Source organism: Microbulbifer echini, from assembly GCF_041447225.1.
GTDB lineage: Bacteria > Pseudomonadota > Gammaproteobacteria > Pseudomonadales > Cellvibrionaceae > Microbulbifer > Microbulbifer echini.
In genome coordinates, this window is sequence record NZ_JBGMEL010000001.1 from 442,917 (window position 1) to 462,986 (window position 20,070).

The window sequence follows — 20,070 nt, forward strand, 5'->3', positions numbered from 1 at the left end:
AAATTTGGGAAAAGCCCATAATCAACTCAGTAAGTCAATAGCGGGCTTTTGGCGGGATATTAAAAGATGCCTATACAAGCAGGGCCTAAAGGACAACCCTGCCTTTCTTATCAATGGAAGCTCGTGCAGAAACCACTTTGGCATCTTCACTGGTATTAATACGCACCTGGGCGCTCATACCCGCGCGCAGGGGCGGTGCATCCTTAAGGGGGTAGAGACGCAGGCGCACCGGCACCCGCTGCACCACCTTGTGCCATTCACCACTGGAATTTTGTGGTGGCGTTTGTGAAAACTCATTGCCGCTGGCCGGGCTCATGCTGTCCACCTGGGCCTGCCATTCGAAGTCCGGATAGGCATCCAGAGTCACCTCGGCCTGCTGTCCGGTGCGCACCCTGGCCAATTCGGTTTCCTTCAGGTTGGCCTCCACCCACAAACCACTGGTGCCCACCATATAGAGCAGACTCTGGCCTGTGGTGGCCATTTCACCCACCTGCGGCAGGGTATTGGCAATCACCCCATCCATAGGCGCGATAATACGGGTGCGCGACAGTTGGTAACTGGCCTTGTCCAGTTGCGCCTGGGCCACCTTGAGGTCGGCTTGCTCCTCCAGGGCCACACTGGGGTCTCCCCCCAGTTCGGCGCGCAAGCTTGAGAGTTTCTCCGCAGTGATGGTGATCTGCGCCCGCGCCCGGTCCAACTGCTGGCGCGCGCTGTCCAGCTCCGCCTCGGAGAAAGCCACCTTGCCCAGCTTTTCGTTGCGCTCCAGCTGGCGCCGGTAAAAGTCGGCATCTTTGCGCGCCTGCTGCAGGGCGGCATCCGCCTCGGCGTATTCGGCGCGGCGCGCCAATAAGTCATTGCGCACCTGAGCCAGGCGCGCCTCGGCCTCGGTCACCGCCAGTTCATAGGCGGTGCGGTCAATCTGAATCAACAGCTGGCCCTTATAAACGGGCTCATTGGCGCTCACCAACACTTTGGTGACCACGCCGTTGACTTCGGGCGCCAGGGACACCTTGTCGGCCTTTACATAGGCATTCTGGGTCTCGACGATATCGCCACCGTCATACAGGCTCCAGCCGGCCGCCAGCGCGACAAGCGCCAGGCCCAGGACGCCCCCCAGCTTACGCATTGCGCTTGGCTTTAGCTTCAGGTGCAGCTTATCAGTCACATTCAATCTCTTCGCCTATCAGGTTCTTGCGCAGCCGCCCAAGCAGCGCCTGCAGTTGTCCTATTTCCGCCGCACTAAAGCCATCCAGGGCATGGCTGCGGGTTTCTTCGGCCAGCCCGCCCAGCAGCGCCATGGCGGATTCCGCCTGGCCGGTCGGATAAATTCGGAAGCAGCGCCGGTCCTGCGGGTCGGGTCGACGCTCCACCAGCCCTTCACGCTGCAATTTGTCCAGCAGTCGCGCCAGACTAATCGGTGCCATCTCCAGGCGCCCCGCCAGCGCAGTTTGTTTCAGCCCCTGCGCGCGCGTCAGGTGCCAGAGCACCTGCCAGCGGGCATCGCTGAGGCCGTGATCCCTGGCGCGGCGATCAAAGTTGCGCCGCAGCAGGCGCGCCGCGCTGTGCAGCGCAAAGCCCATCTCAGTTGCCGGGTCATTCCCAGACTCGTCCGTCCCTGACATAGTCACTCCCTTTTTTTGAGGGCGCTCATTATAAGCCTGCTTATTATTTCATCAATGTACCGCTTAGTAATACAAAAAAATGGCAATAAAAAAGCGGTCGCAGTGACCGCTTTTTTCTGCCGCTTTGCAAGCCTTTATTTTTCCAGGACTTCGATCTTGTCGACCTTCTGGAAGCCCCGTGGCAGCTTGTTGCCGCGTCGGCCGCGCTCACCGCGGTAGTATTCCATTTCCGAGATCTTGATCTTGGTGTGGCGCTTGCCGGCGTGAACGACCAATTGGTTCCGGCCCTCCAACACGGCGATGCCCACCACAAATTCCTCACGGCTTGCCGCGCGCGCGGCGGTAATATTGATGATCTTGTTGCCCTTGCCTTTCGACAGCTCCGGCAATTCTGTGACCGGGAATACCAACATACGCCCCTCCGAGGTTACTGCCGCCAGCAACGCCCCCTCCGGGCTCTCCAATACCTGGGGTGGCAGCACCTTGGCGCCTTTGGGCAGCGTCAACATGGCCTTGCCGGCCTTATTGCGCGACTGTAAGTCCGAGAGCTTAGTGATAAAGCCATAGCCCGCATCGGAAGCCAACAGGATCCGCTGGTCATCGGGGCCCATCAACAGCCCCTCGAAGCTGGCCCCGGAAGGTGGATTAATACGGCCACTCAAGGGCTCGCCCTGCCCCCGCGCCGAGGGCAGTGTATGGGTGGGAATCGAGTAACTGCGGCCGGTGCTGTCCAACAGCAGAGCCGGCTGATTACTCTTGCCCCGCGCGGCGAGGCCGAGGCTATCACCCGCCTTGTAACTGAGCGCTGCGGCATCAATTTCATGGCCCTTGGCCGAGCGAATCCAGCCCTTCTCAGAGACAACAACCGTGATTGGGTCTGAGGACAGCAATTCCGCCTCGCTAAACGCCTTGGACTCTTCACGCACGACAATGGGCGAGCGGCGCTCGTCGCCGAACTCCTTGGCCGCAGCCAACAATTCTTTCTTGATCAGGGTCTTCAGGCGGCGCTCGCTGTCCAGGGTTTTGGTCAGGGTATCGCGCTCTTTCTCCAGCTCCGCCTGCTCGCCGCGTATCTTCATTTCCTCCAGGCGCGCCAACTGGCGCAACTTGGTATCGAGGATATGGTCCGCCTGGATCTCGGTGAGCTCAAAGCGATCCATCAACGCCTGTTTGGGCTCGTCGTAGGTGCGGATAATCTCGATCACTTCATCGATATTGAGGAAGGCAATCAACTGGCCCGCCAGTACGTGCAGGCGCTTCTCAACCTTATCCAGGCGGAACTGTAAACGGCGGCGGGTGGTAGTGGCGCGGAACGTCAGCCACTCGCGCAGGATCTTGTCGAGGGACTTCACCTGGGGGCGCCCATCAATACCGATCATATTCATATTGACGCGGTAATTGCGCTCCAGATCGGTGGTGGCGAACAGGTGGTTCATCACCGCCTCCAATTCCACCCGATTGGACTTGGGCACAATCACCAAGCGCGTAGGGTTTTCGTGATCCGACTCATCGCGCAGGTCGGTGATCATTGGCAGCTTCTTCGCCTGCATCTGCTGGGCAATCTGCTCCAATATTTTGGCGCCACTCACCTGGTGGGGCAGCGCGGTGATGACAATATCGCCGTCTTCCTTATTCCACAGGGCACGCATCTTGATAGAGCCACGGCCGGTGGTGTAGATCTTACGAATATCCTCCCGCGGCGTAATAATTTCTGCCTCAGTGGGCATATCTGGCGCGAGAATATGCTCACACAGGTCTTCGACAGTGGCCTTGGGGTTTTCCAGCAGGGCTACGGTAGCGTTGACCACTTCGCGCAAATTGTGCGGCGGGATATCTGTGGCCATACCCACGGCGATACCGGTGGTACCGTTCAGGAGGATGTTGGGCACCCGTGCCGGCAGCACACAGGGCTCATCCATGGTGCCATCGAAGTTCCCCTGCCAATCCACCGTGCCCTGGCCGAGTTCCGATAACAGGACTTCCGAATATTTACCCATGCGCGACTCGGTGTAACGCATAGCGGCAAAAGACTTGGGATCATCCGGCGAGCCCCAGTTGCCCTGGCCGTCGATCAGCGGATAGCGATAGCTGAACGGCTGTGCCATCAATACCATCGCCTCATACACGGCACTATCGCCATGGGGATGGTACTTACCGATCACATCGCCGACCGTACGCGCAGACTTCTTGTACTTAGCCGTATTCTTCAGGCCCAGCTCGCTCATGGCGTACACAATACGCCGCTGTACCGGCTTCAGGCCGTCTCCGATATTCGGCAGGGCACGATCCAGGATTACATACATGGAGTAATCCAGGTACGCCTTCTCGGTATACTCCTTTAACGGCAGGCGCTCTGTGGCCTCATAGATAGAGGTGTCGGTCATACAGCACTCGTTATTCGATTCGGAAGGGGCGGATTATGGCGGACTGGGGCGGGAGGTTCAAAGGGAAGCGAAGAGTGCTCAGAAGAGTACTCAAAGGGTGCATAGCGAAACTGGAGTAGAAGAAGGAATTGGGTCTAATCCTCAGCTAACCTAACAAGCCGTAAAAACCACAGTTCCAAATTCACACGATAGATGTATAAGCACTTCAAAATGCAGGCAGAAAACAAAAACCATTAACTGCAAAGTAGTTAGCAAGTAACCCTCAATATGCCTCAACTAAAATTAGAAACACTGAGTATCGGCTCTCTTGAAAAAATAGCGCTGGATGTACCGCCGGGAGAAGTCATCTGCCTATCCGGCCCCTCCGGCTCCGGTAAAAGCCGCCTGCTCAGAGCTGTGGCAGATATAGAGCCCCATAGTGGCGAGATATCTTTTGGTGACAAAGAACAGAATAAAATACCTGGCCACCAGTGGCGTCGCCAAGTCATGCTGGTACCGGCACAGAGTGCCTGGTGGTATGAGACTGTCGGTGAACACTTTCATAAACCGATGGAAGAAGCCATAAAGGTATTCGGATTTCCCGCAGAGGCCACAGGGTGGCAGGTGAGCCGGCTCTCCTCCGGGGAAAAGCAGCGTTTGTCGCTTATTCGCGCCCTGTCCTATGAACCCAGTGCGCTTTTACTGGATGAACCCACAGCTAATCTGGATACGGATACCACTAATAAAGTAGAAAAATGGCTACTTGCACAGATTAAAAAACATCAATACCCGGTAATCTGGGTGGCGCATAATAGAGAGCAGATCCAGCGCGTAGCCAGCAGGCATTTTGAGATTCAGGGCAGTCATCTTGTGGAGCGGGAGATATCACAATGAGTGTGATCGATCTTTCCTGGTGGCAGTTGTCATTGGCAGCAGCACTGGTAGTCGCCCTGGCAATTTGTACCCATATCGCACGATTACAGCTCGGTAAATCGCTGATTATTGCGGCGGTGCGCACGGCGATACAGCTGGCGCTTGTCGGAGTCATACTGGAAGCGCTATTCGCCGTAGGCACCCTGTTTTGGGTCAGCCTGTTAGGACTGGCGATGTTACTGTTTGCCGGGCAACAAGTCATCTCGCGGCAAAAATATCGCCTGCGCGGGGGCTGGAGTTTTGCCATTGGCACTTTATCCATGCTGGTTTCCGCATTTAGCGTCACAATACTGAGTCTAGTGGTACTAATCGGTCCTCAGCCCTGGTACCAACCGCAATACTCTATTCCACTACTGGGGATGCTTCTGGGCAATACCATGACCGGCGTTGCCTTGGGACTGGACCGACTAACAGAAAGTATGCGACGTTCAAGTGATATTATTGAAAACCGCCTAATGCTGGGTGAAACCTGGCGGCAAGCCAGTATAGAATTTCGCCGGGATGCCATGCGCGCGGGATTAATGCCAACGATCAATTCAATGGCCGCAGCAGGGATTGTATTTCTGCCCGGTATGATGACCGGGCAGATATTAGCTGGTACACCCCCTACAGTTGCAGTGAAATATCAGATTTTGATTATGTTTACGATTGCTGCGGGTACGGGGTTTGGTACTTTTGTGGCGATTGGATTGTGTGCGAAGCGTTTGTTTGATGATCGCGAAAGGTTAAGTTTAGGCAGGCTACTTGAAGGTTAGGAGATCTTCAAGATTTTCTCCGAAGGCTGTAAATTAGATTGGAGGGTGTTCAAAACTCTGTGTCAGCCATAGCCTCATAGGCTGATGTATTTCTCCAAACGATCCGAGAAGTGGATTGTTAGCTGTGACAGCGTCAGATTCCAGTTTTGAATCGGGTGCGTCCAGCGCTCGGTGGCTTTTAGTATACCGGCGTACAGAAGCTTCAGTAAGCGATTCTCATTGGCGAAGCCACCCTTTGTCTTGGTTAACTTGCGGAACTGCCTGTGTACAGTTTCCACCGCATTAGTCGTGTAGATCGGAGTACGGATATATTCTGGGTATTTAAAGTAGGCCAAGAGAGTTGTCCATTTACCACGCCACGACTTGATCACCATCGGATATTTTTCTCCCCACTTAGCTTCCAGCTCATCTAAAGCGCTCTCGGCAGCATTGCGCGTTGCCGCTTTGTAGACGCACTTAAGATCAGCCATAAAGGCCTTCTGGTTTTTTGAAGCTACATACTTCAGCGAGTTGCGGACCTGGTGAATGATGCAGTGTGGGTTTCGGTATTTGGGTAGATGCTCTCTATCGCCTCGGGAAAGCCCTGCATGCCATCGATGCAAGCAATCAGGATATCTTTGACCCCACGGTTATGGAGGTCAGTTAGGACGTTCAGCCAATGGTGGGCGCCTTCTTGGTCGGATAAATAGAGCCCCAACAATTCCTTCTTGCCTTCGATATTGAGGCCAAGAATCGTGTAAATAGCCTTGCTAGCATAACGGCCATTTTCCTTGATCTTATAATGAATAGCGTCGAGCCAGACGATAGGGTAAATAGCCTCCAGATCACGCTCACGCCAGGCTTTAAGCTCAGGCAGCAGCTTGTCTGTAACGGTGTTGATGGTACCGTTGGAAAGCTCCATTCCGTAGATATCGGCAATATGTGTACGAATGTCCTGGTAGGCTGTTACCCAAGGCAAACAGGGCAATGATTTTGCGCTCCAGTTCGTCGGTAAGCTGGGTTTGATGCTTCTTGACGATTTGAGGTTCGAAGGTACCAGCGCGGTCCCGCGGAGTCTGCAGCTCGAAGCTACTGGCGGGACTTTTCATGGTTTTTGAGGTGGTACCATTCTTGCGGTTGGGCTTGTCCTCGCTGGCGAGGTGCTCCTCCAATTCCGCCTGCATGGCCGCTTCAGTGAGTTGTTTTATCAGTGGGGTCAGGATGCCATTTTTGCCACTGAGATCTTTACCCTCATGCAGCGCCTTAACGGCAGCATTCATATCGAAAGTAGGTTTGGTCATGGGTCATCTCTTTTTTGCTAATAGTAAAGAAATGACACAGAATTCTGAACACTACCAAAAAGCCCGCGATGCGGGCTTCAATACAATTATCAGAAAAATGTTTAATCTTTATTAGTTGAAATTACATCTTTGCATAATATTTCAATTGTAATCTCTCCGCTATACAGGCTCAGTATTTTTAGATCTCCTTCGCCAGGTAGATAGGTCTTTCCATTTCCGCCAGAAAACCCGAACTTATTCTCTTTTAACCAGCTTCCTAAACTTTCCCTATCCACTGTCTCACAGTTAACCTCTCCTATATAACACGCAAACCCTTCATCTTCTTCGAAGGTATTCTGCATATTAAACATGGACACAGACTTACACTGTATATCAGCTAAAGGCTGTAGTTCATACATATCAAGAAAGCTTAAGCATATATCTCTTCCATCAACGGAGAACTTAACGGAATCTAAGTTTACATCGGACAATAAATTCATTCTAAACCTAACGACTCGATTTTATTGGGCCATTGAACTGTTCAACATAATGCCCTGTTTGATGAGATTGATTCCCATGCCCACCAGGTAAACGATTGCCATCGTAATCAAGCCTTACTTGACCTTTACCCAGATTGTGATTGCTAGGATCTTTCCATACACGCTGAGTAGGAATTACTTCACCTGTAGGTTTTACATCAACTTTTAAACCATCCGGTCCTTTATATGTTGCATAGCCGTTCCCATTAGTAGTTGATTTTAAATTATAGCCTTTGGCAGTTAAATCAGAGTGCAAAGCTTCGCGAGTTTTCGGGAGTCCACTCTTTGTAACCTCTTTGGGCTTGGGCTTCCCTAACCCTCTAAGATCCTCAAGGGCCCCATCGTTAAATTCAGTGCCCGCTAAAAGATCTACAGTAGCGGCAAGTTTATCTTTCAGACCAGCTTTGTCATCAAGGAATATTGTATTCAGGTCATCAGCGATCCCTACCAGCTCATCCAGACCAACCTCTTTTAGAGATTTGGCATCCAGTTTTCCGGTTTTACGGAACTGCTTATACGCTTTATACGCCAGCTTCCCTCCAGTGACAGCCAGTTTAACAATCGACTCACCCTTGGGATCCACATAATTAATCGGATTATTCCGCGCATAGCGGTAGGGCGTCCAACGCTGCGGATCGGCAAAACGTCCCGAGTGGTTTAGCACCGGATCCGGGCTGATAAAGGTACCAAAGTCAGACTGCAGATAGCGCCTTTCGAAGTAGCCTAAACCCGTGGACTTATCCAGCTCTTTACCCGCATAGCGGTAAGGTGCTGCGGTACTATCACCGAAGACATTTTCCAGCTCGCCGTAAGACTTATAGGTAAAGGCATTAACGATCTTGCCAGCTTTATCCAGAGTCAGGTCGGTAGAACCTACGTGCGTGTGCAGGTAATACTCAGTCGGCGTGAACACTTCTCCACTCTGGTCACTGCGGGCAATACGTTTCTGACCAACACTGATGTACTTCAGTAATTTGCCATCACGTACTTCACTATCTCCGTCGATATACAGGGTGACGCTGCGAGCTCCGCCTGTACGTTCGGTGATTTTAAAGCGGCGCTGGTGTTTAAAGTCATAACCGTACTGGTCAGCGGCTTGCTGATTACCGGCGTAAGTCAGACGCTGGTCGTGGTCCCAGTGGTAGGTCTGGTCGCCGGCTTGCGTACGATTACCGTTGTCATCGTATTCAATCAGGCCTTGGGCCCAGCTCAACGCTTGAGGTCCGGGCAGGCTGCCACAGCTGCTGCGGTTGGAGGCGCCAGTGTTGCTATTGTCATGGCTGCCGCCGTAACGCAGATCTGTGATCTGGGTATTTCCAGCGGTAGCCATATCTGCCAGGTCGACGCTCGCGCGGCCCACTTGCAGCAGGTTGCCGATTTTGTCGTAGCTGTAATAAACCTGCTCGATATCGTCGGCAACGCCGGTCAGGCGATAAACATCGTCGTAGCTGTAGACAATATTTTTTGCCAGTGATGCTGCCTGGGCACTGGTTGCACCAAGTTCGGCAGCCATTGCGGCAAGGGCGTCACTGGGGCGTTTATCGTCGATACCGAGTACATTGGAGACGGCATCAAAACGGTAATCCCACTGTTGCAGTGGCAGGGCGTCCCCGCTGCGCTGGGTGCGCAAGCCAGCCAGTCGCTGGCGCTCGTCAAAGCCCCAATCAGTTTCAACACCATTGGCCAGCCCTTGGTGTTGCAAAACCCCATTGGCGGTATAGTCCAGGCGCTCTACCACTCCCGGGATGCGCTCGAGCAGGCCGCGGGCGTTATATTCAAAGTTCACCCGGCTATTGTCGGGGTAGAACTGCTGTGTCATACGCCCGGCACTGTCATAGGCGAAGCGCGTGGTGTAGAGGGGGCTGTCAATTTGCGGGCCGATGATCTTGCGCTGGCGCTGTACCACTCGGCCGCGTGCGTCATATCCCCATTGCTCGAAGCCAGCTTGGTCGGTCACTTTGGCCAGGCGCCCAAGCAGGAAGGCACCGCCCTCTTCGCCGCGCTGGTCGTACTGGTAGCTGACTACCGGTGAGGTGGAGCCCAGCTGCAAGCCCGGTTGCCAATTTGCGCCGCTGGGAGCTTCTCCTCGCGGCGATAATTGATACTCGGCAAAGAGACGGTTGGCGCCGTCGTAGCGATAGTGCCGCTCCTGCCCCAGGGCATCGCGGGTAGCCAGCAGGTTGCCGGCATCGTCAAAGTACTGCCAGCGCTGTCCGCGGTTGGGGTCGTCCAAGAAGCGCATGCGCCCCAGGTCGTCGTAGTGCATGGTGCGCACATTATTTTGCGCATCCTGCAGGCGGGTAAAATTACCATTGAGGTCGTAGTCGTAATAGGTGGACCAGGTGGCACCACCGATACCGCCCTGGGTATTGGCTCCAACAATTTCATCGACTTGTCTCAGGCGGTATTCGCCCTGCGCCGTTTGCAGGCCATCAAACACCAGTTTTTTGGCGGCGCCATGGTGAACACTGTTCGCGCGGGTTTGCTCTTCATCTTCCAGCACCTGCGCCATGGGCAGATAGGTGATACGGCTGAAGACACTTTCCCCACTTTGCGCGGTGTAAGGCTGGTAGATCTCCTGGGCTCGCCCTTGGGCATCGTAAAGATATTGTCGGTGGTGCTGACCTTTATCATTGGCGCGGTAGGCGAGACCCTGGGCAAAGTAAGGCAGCGCAGTCTGTACTACCTGGCCGCGCGTATTAAAGTTACTGTGATCGCTGACCACAACTTGTCCCGGCTGCTCGGCTTCACTGCGTACCATCAGGGTACGACCCAGGCCGTCATAAAAATGGCGGCTGTCGATGGTACCGCCGGTGCCACTCCGTTCGCGTTGGCGTGTCTCTACCCAGCTGATGCGGTGGCCATCCACCATCTGCGCCAGTTGATAATCGTATTCAACCGTGGGGAGTTGCAGGCTATCTCCAGGTTCGACCACAGCAGTGAGTCGCCCGTGGCTGTCGTAACCATATTGGATCTGTTGTCCGTTAAAGTCGGTGTAGTCGGTAAGTACACCCAGGCCCTTGTCGTAGCTCGCACTAGCGGTGAGCCAGCGGCTGCCGGTATGCAAACTCACTTCCGTGGGGAAGGTGTGATATTGCGAGTCGTAAGTGACTTTGGTTTGATGGCCCGCTTCGGAGCCCCACAGGGGGTCATAACTTTGGATGCGGTTACCAAAGGTGTCGTAGACATGGCGCTCTGCAGCAACGTAGGCATCCGCACTGTCGGCATCGTGCCAGAGTCGACGCAGGGTTAGGTTGCCCTTGGAGACTGCGCCGAGGTTGCCAGCGGAGAAACTTTCATCGTCGTAGAACCACTGCTCTTTGGCCACAGCGCGGCCCGATAAGTCGGTAACCTTGCGCTCTAGGGGTAGATGCAAGAACCAGTGGCTCTGTGCAGAGGCGGATTCCGCACTGAAGCGCAATTGGGTAATACGCTCGTCCTGCCAGTTGCCATCGGTACGGCCCAGCTCTTTGATATAAGTGGTATTACCGTAGTTATCGTAGTCGTATTCCCATGCAAGGGTCACTGGGCTACCGCTGCCCCGCTCCAGCATATGCTGCTGGCGTTCGGTCATAGCCGCAAACTCGACTTTGCGGTTTTCCTCGGCATAGCCGGAAAGCAGTTGGCGCAGCTCCCACTGGTTTTCCTCTCGCGAAAAAATTCCGCCGAAGGCATCGCGGGTTTCTATTTGTTTGATCTTGCCTTGCAGGGCTTCCTGTTCGGTGCCATCGGCTTTTTGGCCCAGGTGGAATTCATAACGGGTTGCCAATGTCGGGGTGCTGGCATCGCCCACGCGGCGCTCTTCACTGTGCGCGAAGCCCTGGAATTCTTTATCGGCAGCATCGTAAAAGCCGTCCCAATAATCCATCTCGGTGGTTTGCTGTTCGCCACCGCGGCCATCGTCCACAACAACGCGTTTGAGTACCTGCATCGCTACGGGAATACCCTGTGGCCAGGGGCTACTGGCCTCGCGGTCTCTCACCATTTCTTCGACAACAGAGCCGTACTCCAGGGTCGTCAGTGCACCTAGGCCATTGTCGATGGTTTTTAGCTGGTTCGGTTGCTCAGTGGGGAACAGTTCGGCGAAGTAAAAAGTATTAGCACCGCGGCCAGGGCTATACCAGACGATATCCGTGGAGCCATTACCATTGATATCGACCAGGCGCACTTCCTCGGCAGATACATTCCCTTGGGCTTGAATCAATTGTGGCTGGCTAAACTTTGCCTGCTGATGCTGATTCGTATTCAGGCCCTGATTCAGCCATAGGGATACCTGAGTTCCATTGAGGTAAATCAGGTCGGCACGGCCGTCGGCATTGATATCAGTAACACGCACATTCTTTATGTTGTGCAATGTGTTGGGGCTATTGGCGAACACCACTGCGGGGGCAAACCCCTGCAAACCACGGTTAGCATAGTAAGCGGCATAGCCATTGCTAACCCAAACCAAATCAGGCAGACCATCTCCGTTCATATCGCGGAGAAAGACATTGGGATCACCCAGGCGCATAGCCGCGGTGCCTGTGGGCATCGGTAATTGAATGGGCTGCGACCAACCGTTGGGGTGGTTCAGCTGCACAACATGGGATAAAACCTTACCGCTGCTATTGGTTATCGTTGCAAAGACATCAACACGCTTGTCGTTATTAATGTCCAACATATCCACATTGGAACTATCGAGGGGGATATACAGCCCGTTTATGGCACCGCTGTACTGCCAGCTATGATTATCATCAAGATGGAAGTAATGAGTACTACCAGAGCTATACTGCAGCAGGTTCACTTCACCAGAACCATCAATGTCAGCCCAGGTGACCGAGTTACTGGAAATACGGCTGGTAGTGAAAGTATTCATTTCACGATAACTCTGCCATTGGGGCAGGCCATCTTCGTCAGGACCTAAATTAAGCCAATAGACATCTTTATTCGGTGCCGTGTTAACAACATCCGGTAAGCCATCCCGATTAATATCCAGGAAGGATACGTCAGGGTTATTCAGAGGCACTTGGCTTGCAGCCGGCATCGGTGACATAAACACCTGATCCTGCTGGTAGTGGGTGTAGCCATAGCGTACTGGTGGCAGGGTTACCGTAGATTCGCCCTCGCCTGCACTGGAATGGACTTCCTGTAACAAAGAGAGGCTTTGCCATTCCGTTAGTGGCTGATAGGAAAATTCGTATTTACGTAAGTGGCGCCCGGAAAATTGTGTTTCCACGCGTTGCAAGCGATAAGCGGTTTTAATCTCAAAACCCGCTTTATAATTTGTTAGGACGTCAGGGCGGTCTTCATAGTGAAACTGCACCGCCATATCGCCATTCGTATTATATTGAATCCTGTCCAGATAAATCTGAACGCCATCATCCAACTTACGATATTGATAGTCGATACGATTGCCCTGGGTATCTTCTACCGCCTCTAGATACCAGGAGAATACCGATGTGCCGTTGTTGCCACTGACTCGGCTATTAGAGTCTTGCCCCAAATACCAACGCAGACCGTTGGACTGTGTCACCAGCCAACCCTTCGACAGACGCTCGTAGCGCGCAAAATCGCTGGCATTTTTGGTGCGATAAACACCGTCTTCCACCAGAACTAATTCTTCGCCCAGGTGATTGATAAACGTATCAAACTCATCAAACTCATCGGTGCGACCATCGCGGTCGTTATCCTGCCGATCAGTCTGGCCCCACTCTGAATAATTAGGCAGGCCCTTGTCGGTTTGACGCTGGATATAGGGGATAACCAGTTTATGCCCCAGTCCCAATAGCCCGTTACCAAACCCGCTGTTGTACTCCAGTGATACATCCGGAGCCAGTCCATTACGCCCAGGGGGCACAGCCAAGTTCACTAGGCGCGAGCTGGTGCCAGTATTTAAATTAGGAATAAAAGCTTCACCAAGACCAGAAATACTGCCTGGGCCTGTTGGCAGATTGAGGACGGGCGCCTGCAAAGCGGTGTGTTCATCAGCGGCAACAGCCGCCGTAGATGACACCACTATGCAGCAAGAGAGCAATAAATTGCGAAGCATAAGCATCCTTGTTTTTAAATCAGTGTTCTCTCAAAAAACACCTTAAATACTCATAGTTTTTATGGGCAGACCTAATAATCATGAGAGCTGCCATAAAAATAATACCCAACAAAAACGACAACCCAGCAGCATAATTACTGCTGGGTTGCCAGATTGGTGCTCTAATTTTTAAGTAGAACTAAATATAGATTTAGTGGACTACGGGCTCACGTAATAAAAGAATCGGGCCACCGCCATTGTCACCACTGCAAGTAGCGCCGGCTTTATCCCTTGTCTTAAAACGATGATTAAAGATCATTTCAACATCTTTGATGGCATCGATTTCAACCATCGGACCAAAATTATCTTTTAACTGAATTGACAAACGCCATCCAGTGGCAGCTACACTGCGCTCTTTAAATGCAGAAGTAGTTGTAGTATTGGAACCAGCGCCACTATTAAAAGTATCTAGATTGGCAGTCATCGGGACCCGATGACTAGTTCGAGGATCAAAAACACCTTCCGTATTAAAGTTCCAGAAAATAGGTGCATGAGTAATAAACTCACCATCAACACCAACACCATCTTCATTTTCTAAGAGGGTACCTGGCGTTTTATTCCTCATAAAACTAATACCGCCATAAGTTAATAAAGCTCTTGTCTCTGTTTGGCCACTTACATTGTATATCAAAGGAACATTAAGACTAATTGTCTCAATTTTATCTAAATAATCTCCATCGTATGCTAAACAGCTTAAATCACCATTATTAGCCACAAGCGGCCCCCTGAAGAAATTACTCCCAGGCAATTCCTTAACAGTACTGAATACTACAGATATCCACTCTTCTGCACCGGCATTAACTCTTAGCAAACGCAGTTTTTCCTGGAAAGCCTCCTGCGGACTTAAGCGAGGTCCATCTTGCTTTTCTGGATCCGGGTGTGGATAGGTTTGTTCGACACCCCATAAAAGATCAACATATCCAAAGACATCATCCTTCAATGAGAAGGTATCGGTAGCCAAAATAACATCACTGAAGTTACGTTTCTGATCGAAATCAATCATCGCGCCCAGGAAATCACTTAGCTCTTCTGCATTTCGTAAACGGAAGAGTTTTCCCTTGTTAATTTCAAGGCGCTCCGAAACAAAGGGCTCTTGCCACTTATACTCCAAGGCATTAGCAGTGTAGAACAACCAACGTTGAGCATTTTCAAAATCTCGCTCAGCTCGAATCATGTCAGTAGTCAAGCGACTGGCATGAATTGGATCAGCAAAATAGCGTTCAGATAGATTACTATTGGCAACAAACATCTGATTTACGATGCGCTGTGCCTGCCCAAGCATCCCTGACAGACGCTCAACTTCTTGTTCCAGCGCGGCTTCAGCTTGGGCAATATCCAAAGAAATGGTATTCGCCTCCAACCACATGGTGCGCACCCGTGACTTACTCTCAACATCCAGTAATTTATTCGTACTGTCATTAAGAGCAGCTCGCTCTTCCGCCGCCACGCGGACACTTTCAGCCTCTAATTTTCCTGTTTCTTTAATGGTTTTTATATTTCGGTTATGTATGGCTACAGATTCAGCCGTTTGCGCCAGTGTCTGTGCAAATGCTAGCCAACTACCCGAGGTTACGGCCCTTGCAACACCGCCAAATAAGCTACTCCGTTTTCGGGATTGCTCAGCTTTTTTGCGAATCTTGGCGATCTGCTGCGTAATTGAAGCCTGCTTGGAACCATAGTCTAGAATGATCTTCGACATTCCATCGACAATGCCTTCTTCTTCAGCGCGGCGTTCAATTTCGATTTCAATCGCACTCAACAGATCTTCCATACGCTGCAAATTACGATCCATCGCAATTTGAGCCAAGTCGATATTATTCGCCTGGAGGGAGATCTCACTGCCCTTTTGGGCGCTATCACTAATAATTACGCAATCTGCAGAGAAGCAGCCATCTGGAAAGCTCACACCAAGCAAACTATACAACCAATTACCCAACTCTTGATGGCGATCGGTATACTCTGTAGCCAACTTATCGGCGCTATGGCGATAGCTCTCATAACTTATTTTCGCAGAAGACAAACTATTTCTTGCTCTAGCTATAGGGCCAGTGTCTTGACGAATGTAATCACTCAACGCATTAAAAGAATCAAATACATTATTGCCATTGATCTTATAATTCTGTACCAGCAGTACCGAATCTTCAGGCAAACCAAGAATATTGGTTTCACCAGTGAGCCAGCTCACGGAGTTTTCCAAATCACTGAGATGGGTCTGCCATGCATACACCGCTTCGGATAGGCCGGAGAAACCCTGCACCTGAGTAAAATCGGTATCCGGGAAGATCGCACGCAGCGATTGCTCTTTAGTAATCAGCTCACTGCGCAGCGTAATCAACTCGTCAACCATCTGCGCCAGCAGGGTGGTATTGGTCTGTCCGGCTACGACGGCCAAACGCGCCTGTTGCACCTTGGTGGAAGCCAACTTGCTCATCAATTGATAGAGCATGGTGACATCTTTGTAACCGGTAAACAGTAATTCTGCCGGGGTTACATCTTTTTGTGCCAGGTCGTTGGGATCGTAGTAGCGGGGACTAATTTGACCACGGGAGGGACCCCATTGGGCTAAAAACTCCGGTGCATAAATCAGCAAAGAGTTGTACTGCTCCAGGGCATCCTTCAACAACTGGTGTGCAGTTTCTATATGCCCAACTTCGACCTCTACCGCTTCGTTACGCAGGCGGCTAATACGGGCATTATCCAGGGCTTCATTAGCCAGGATCATCTCCGCTACCGCGCGATCGTAGTAAACATCCAGCGTGAAACGCTGCAGGTTTTCATTGCTGGGATGGTGAGTCAGCTGCTCAAAAATAAAGGCTTCTACATCTGTAGCGCGGTTGCGCTCTGCAGTGTCATACAGGCTGGAAAATTCAACCGTGGCTTCACCACTGGCATAGGGGTTGATCACCATATTAGTGTTGGTATCAACGATATACATCAGGTCCAGGTAGCGGAAGGCCGCTCTATCCTGGGAGAAAATACCCTGGGCAGGATTTTCCTGGGCCGCAGGTACCTGATCGGCTTCGTTGTAGTACAGCTGCTTGCGAATCTGTACCGTGGGATCCAGCTCCATCGTTACCGTGAAGGTATTACTAAAGTCGGAAGAGCCCGCTTTGTTCGCGGCCTGGACACGATAATCGTGCGTACCGAATACTAATGGAGAGGCATTGTATTTATAGCTATTACCAGCACCGTTATACACGGCTTTCCAGCTGCCGTTATTCATACGCTGCTGTAGCAGGTAGCTATCTGCTTTATCGGCTGAGGGCCAACTTACGGTATAAGCTTCGCCGGTAGAGGAAGGCACAGTGATATAACTAGGCGCTACGGGTGGCTTCAGCAATGCTACGGTGGCGCAGGCTTCCGGTGAATAGTTGGACTGATCTGTTGAGGTCAGTGCACGTACCCGGTAGCAGTGGCGCCCGTCCTGCAAGTTACTCAGCTGGTAGCTGCGTGCAGTGCCCCGATAAAGCTGCTTATTTGCACTGTCTACCACTTGATATTCAACGGTGAGACCGCCTTTTTTAACTTCGCTCCAGCTAAGCTTGACCTTGCCATCCCAGCTGTTGGTTGGCGAAGCTGAGGCTACGGGCACACCAACAGCGCGATCGACTTTAACTGTTACTAACGAGGAGTAGTTAGCGCAGGTGCCTTTGGCATTACAAGCGCGAACCTTATAGCTATAAGAGCCATTGCTAACACCAGAGAAACTTTTACTTAAACCAGAACCATTGTACAGAGTGGAGCCACTGCCATCGGCTAACTGATAACTGGTGGCAAACTGCTTGGTATTCCAGCTGACAATATATTTACCATCGAGGCTGGTGGTGGTATTTAATTTAGGTGTTGGTACGCCAGGACGGAAATAGACTTCTATATTTTGACTTTCTCGATAACCAGAGCAAGTGGTATTACAGGCCCGTACTCTAAAGCGGTAAATACTACCATGGCTCAGGGAAGCAATCGTTGTACTGGTAGATGAACCAGAATAAACACCTGACCAGCTGCCATTATCCTTGCGCTGCTGTAATTCATAACGGGTAGCCCCACTGCTGGCAGCCCAGCTGATATTAACGCTGCTAGAGGAGGTATAACTGGGAACAGTGATAGAGGTTGGGGTTGATGGAGTCAGCTCTACCTTTATGGTTCCGCCGTTCTTATAAGCACCACATAAATTCTTTGCGGTGTTACAGGCTCGAACACGATATTGGTAGTTACCACTAGAGCGGCCACTTTCATTAAAGCTAGCTCCAGAACCGTTATAAACCCTGCTCCAGGAGCCACTATTTACCCTACGGTAGAGCTCATACCGGCCTGCACCAGTACTGGAAGACCAGCTAACCTTGTAAGCCCCATCACTATCGAAAGTGCCGTAATTGATACTGGAGGGCGCTGCTGGTTGAAATATAACGTTAACGGTATGAGTGCCTAACTTAACCCTATTGAATCGGGAAGCAGGGCAAGATGTAACTTTATCTTCCCAATCATCAGGGGAGATAATATCTGGAGTACAGTGTTCATGCCAATACTCATAAAAGTATTTACCGGCAGAAGAAACGGTTACAGATTTAGTAGAGTTTGAACTGGAAAACCCATAGTCTAATGAAATATTCCGAGTAAAAGTTCCATTTTTATACTCCTTTAAATATACACCCATTACCCCAAGTGGCGCTACAGACCTATATGATAAGGAATATTTCCCATCAGTATCTGTGCCCGGCCCGCTCAAGGCAGACCCATAAGCAATAGCACTGAGACTTAAAACCTGCAGCACAAAAAAGTTACGAACAAAAGTCAACATGTTAAAAACCAAACGACAGAGATCTAAAAAGATCGAAAAATAAAAACCTCAACCTCAAAAACAACAGCAAATAGAAAGCTCTTTATCTTTAAAGAACCCAAAAGCAGCCACTAAAAACAACAACACATATGACTTTCCTCCCTTAAACACCCATCATCCCTTTAAAGACAGTTTATTGCGGCGTTCCCGACAATAAAATACACGCCGAATTCTATCGACGAGCATAGATCTCTTTCAAGAAAAATACGCCAAGTATTTTTTTATTTTTATTCCCACACACTGAAAAAGGATATCAATAAGCTAAAAATGGTACAAAAATACTACTTGAAAAATCAAAAATAGATTTTCTTCCATTAACCTAAAAGACAGACAAGCTTAGACGAAAACTTTCACACAAAAAAACGAAAAAAATTAAAAACCCAGAAAACCTTGAGCAAATTCAACAGGAACAATTAAACACCCCACTCAAACCACCATCAAAAATTAAGAGACTCCTGCCATTTAAAAAAACCAAAACACAAAAATAATTAACCCGAATAAAAAATATCTTATATTTTCAACACCCTAAAAACATAGCAACATCAAAAAATTATATATAGAACCTTTAAGCACGGAGCAGGCACCAGCACTAAAGTTAATCACACTCAACCTTAAAGATTAAAAAATGTAATCTCATAAATCTTGCAATTAAAACAGCCTTCAGTAGTAGAGAAATGTAGTAGGGAAATACTTCGGGAGAGATACGCGCTACTTAAAAGTAACGCGCAATAAATCTAGCGGCCTAAAAATAAAACCAAAATAGCAATAACCAAACCAAGCAACAACACCCATACTCCTCGAAGCATCAAAGAGCGAGCATACTCCGCTTCTTTATAACGCAACGCATAGGGAATCCCGGTAATAGGGCCAAGAAATATAGTGACAACTCCCCAAACCCAGTGCTTATTACCCAAAGCAGTCAATGCAGCCATTAGGCCCCCAAACCAACACAGGGTTACACCTATGACACATACCACCAAGGCAATGATGGCCCACCACTGATTGGCTAGGAAAATTTCTACTATCTGTGTTTCTGTCATGGCGCTCTGCCACTCCTTATTACCACTTGATCATTCCACATTATTTAGGCCCTTTTCACAGCTTGATAAGACTGCTTCTAGATAGCCAAAATTACCCACGAATTTTACTATGGGTGCAGCCGCCTTTAGACTGCGAGCGCTGTTAGCAACCAATAGTAACCTTAAAGGGGGACAAATGGTCCCCAAAAAAGAAATCAGAAGTATGTGATCACTCACTCTCCGGAAAATTCAGTGACCAATTCCAGGCCGGTTATGTTTCTGGTTTCATTGGCAAAATCGTAATAACCAGGCTTTTCATCAATAAAAATCTGATGCGTCATAGCTACTCCTGGAGGGAGATCTAAAATACCGGCAGGAACCGAGTACTGCTGGGTTTCCTTTAATCGGTAGAAGAGATGGGAGCCACAATTGGAACAGAAACCGCGCTCAGCCCAGTCCGAAGAGTCAAATACAGATACATGCTCTTCACCGGAAATCTCCACACTGGTCTGGCAGTCTACCGCCAACAGTGGACCACCGCTCCACTTCTTACACATGCTACAGTGACAGACTCCAAGGTCAGAGGAAGGCAGCTCAGCCTTAATGGTCACAGAACCGCACAGGCAGCTTCCCTGGACTTGATTAGATTCGTTCATATTTTTCTCTCTCTTCTGTA

Annotated in this window: 10 protein-coding genes and 1 pseudogene; 2 read left to right on the forward strand and 9 right to left on the reverse strand. The window is 50.5% G+C overall.

Annotated elements, in window-relative coordinates; translation table 11 throughout:
* Nucleotides 1-85: 85 nt before the first annotated feature.
* The 3 genes from ACCI51_RS01870 to parC all read right to left on the reverse strand — a co-directional run bounded on the left by ACCI51_RS01870 (nt 86) and on the right by parC (nt 4,006).
* Entirely contained in the window at nt 86-1,165 is a 1,080-nt protein-coding gene (locus ACCI51_RS01870; RefSeq protein WP_299588722.1) for an HlyD family secretion protein, read from the reverse strand.
* A complete protein-coding gene (locus ACCI51_RS01875) occupies nt 1,158-1,622 on the reverse strand; it encodes a MarR family winged helix-turn-helix transcriptional regulator (RefSeq protein WP_299588720.1) in 465 nt (154 codons plus the stop codon). Before ACCI51_RS01875 ends, ACCI51_RS01870 begins: the two co-directional genes overlap by 8 nt.
* Nucleotides 1,623-1,756: 134 nt before the next feature.
* A complete protein-coding gene (gene parC, locus ACCI51_RS01880) occupies nt 1,757-4,006 on the reverse strand; it encodes a DNA topoisomerase IV subunit A (RefSeq protein ID WP_299588717.1) in 2,250 nt (749 codons plus the stop codon).
* Between the two features lie 267 nt (nt 4,007-4,273).
* Here parC and ACCI51_RS01885 point away from each other — a divergent pair, with 267 nt between their 5' ends.
* Together ACCI51_RS01885 and ACCI51_RS01890 are read left to right on the forward strand one after the other, a co-directional pair.
* On the forward strand, nt 4,274-4,879 hold the full coding sequence (locus ACCI51_RS01885) for an ABC transporter ATP-binding protein (protein WP_299588714.1): 606 nt from the start codon (nt 4,274-4,276) through the stop codon (nt 4,877-4,879).
* Nucleotides 4,876-5,673, forward strand: coding sequence for an ABC transporter permease (locus tag ACCI51_RS01890; RefSeq protein WP_371842399.1), 798 nt, complete (start codon nt 4,876-4,878; stop codon nt 5,671-5,673). The genes ACCI51_RS01885 and ACCI51_RS01890 overlap by 4 nt, the downstream gene beginning before the upstream one ends.
* 74 nt (nt 5,674-5,747) lie before the next feature.
* On the opposite strand, the pseudogene ACCI51_RS01895 reads toward ACCI51_RS01890, so the two are convergent.
* From ACCI51_RS01895 to ACCI51_RS01920, 6 genes and pseudogenes are all read right to left on the reverse strand, one after another.
* A pseudogene (locus ACCI51_RS01895) lies at nt 5,748-6,953 on the reverse strand (IS256 family transposase).
* 101 nt (nt 6,954-7,054) lie between these two features.
* Nucleotides 7,055-7,423 carry a hypothetical protein gene (locus ACCI51_RS01900; RefSeq protein WP_371842400.1) on the reverse strand — a complete coding sequence of 123 codons (369 nt, stop codon included), beginning with the start codon at nt 7,421-7,423 and terminating at the stop codon, nt 7,055-7,057.
* A gap of 16 nt (nt 7,424-7,439) precedes the next feature.
* Nucleotides 7,440-13,499, reverse strand: a complete 6,060-nt coding sequence (locus tag ACCI51_RS01905; protein ID WP_371842401.1) for a toxin TcdB middle/N-terminal domain-containing protein — start codon at nt 13,497-13,499, stop codon at nt 7,440-7,442.
* 190 nt (nt 13,500-13,689) lie between these two features.
* On the reverse strand, nt 13,690-18,192 hold the full coding sequence (locus ACCI51_RS01910; RefSeq protein WP_371842402.1) for a fibronectin type III domain-containing protein: 4,503 nt from the start codon (nt 18,190-18,192) through the stop codon (nt 13,690-13,692).
* A gap of 917 nt (nt 18,193-19,109) precedes the next feature.
* Nucleotides 19,110-19,415, reverse strand: coding sequence for a hypothetical protein (locus tag ACCI51_RS01915; RefSeq protein WP_299586709.1), 306 nt, complete (start codon nt 19,413-19,415; stop codon nt 19,110-19,112).
* 212 nt (nt 19,416-19,627) lie between these two features.
* A complete protein-coding gene (locus ACCI51_RS01920) occupies nt 19,628-20,050 on the reverse strand; it encodes a GFA family protein (RefSeq protein WP_299586706.1) in 423 nt (140 codons plus the stop codon).
* Between the last annotated feature and the right edge of the window lie 20 nt (nt 20,051-20,070).

Excerpts from the sequence above, each read along its gene's own strand:
- ACCI51_RS01875 (WP_299588720.1), bottom strand. The coding sequence starts at position 1,622 with ATGTCAGGGACGGACGAGTCTGGGAATGACCCGGCAACTGAGATGGGC.
- parC (WP_299588717.1), bottom strand. The coding sequence starts at position 4,006 with ATGACCGACACCTCTATCTATGAGGCCACAGAGCGCCTGCCGTTAAAG.
- ACCI51_RS01885 (WP_299588714.1), top strand. The coding sequence starts at position 4,274 with ATGCCTCAACTAAAATTAGAAACACTGAGTATCGGCTCTCTTGAAAAA.
- ACCI51_RS01890 (WP_371842399.1), top strand. The coding sequence starts at position 4,876 with ATGAGTGTGATCGATCTTTCCTGGTGGCAGTTGTCATTGGCAGCAGCA.
- ACCI51_RS01905 (WP_371842401.1), bottom strand. The coding sequence starts at position 13,499 with ATGCTTCGCAATTTATTGCTCTCTTGCTGCATAGTGGTGTCATCTACG.
- ACCI51_RS01910 (WP_371842402.1), bottom strand. The coding sequence starts at position 18,192 with ATGGGTGTATATTTAAAGGAGTATAAAAATGGAACTTTTACTCGGAAT.
- ACCI51_RS01915 (WP_299586709.1), bottom strand. The coding sequence starts at position 19,415 with ATGACAGAAACACAGATAGTAGAAATTTTCCTAGCCAATCAGTGGTGG.
- ACCI51_RS01920 (WP_299586706.1), bottom strand. The coding sequence starts at position 20,050 with ATGAACGAATCTAATCAAGTCCAGGGAAGCTGCCTGTGCGGTTCTGTG.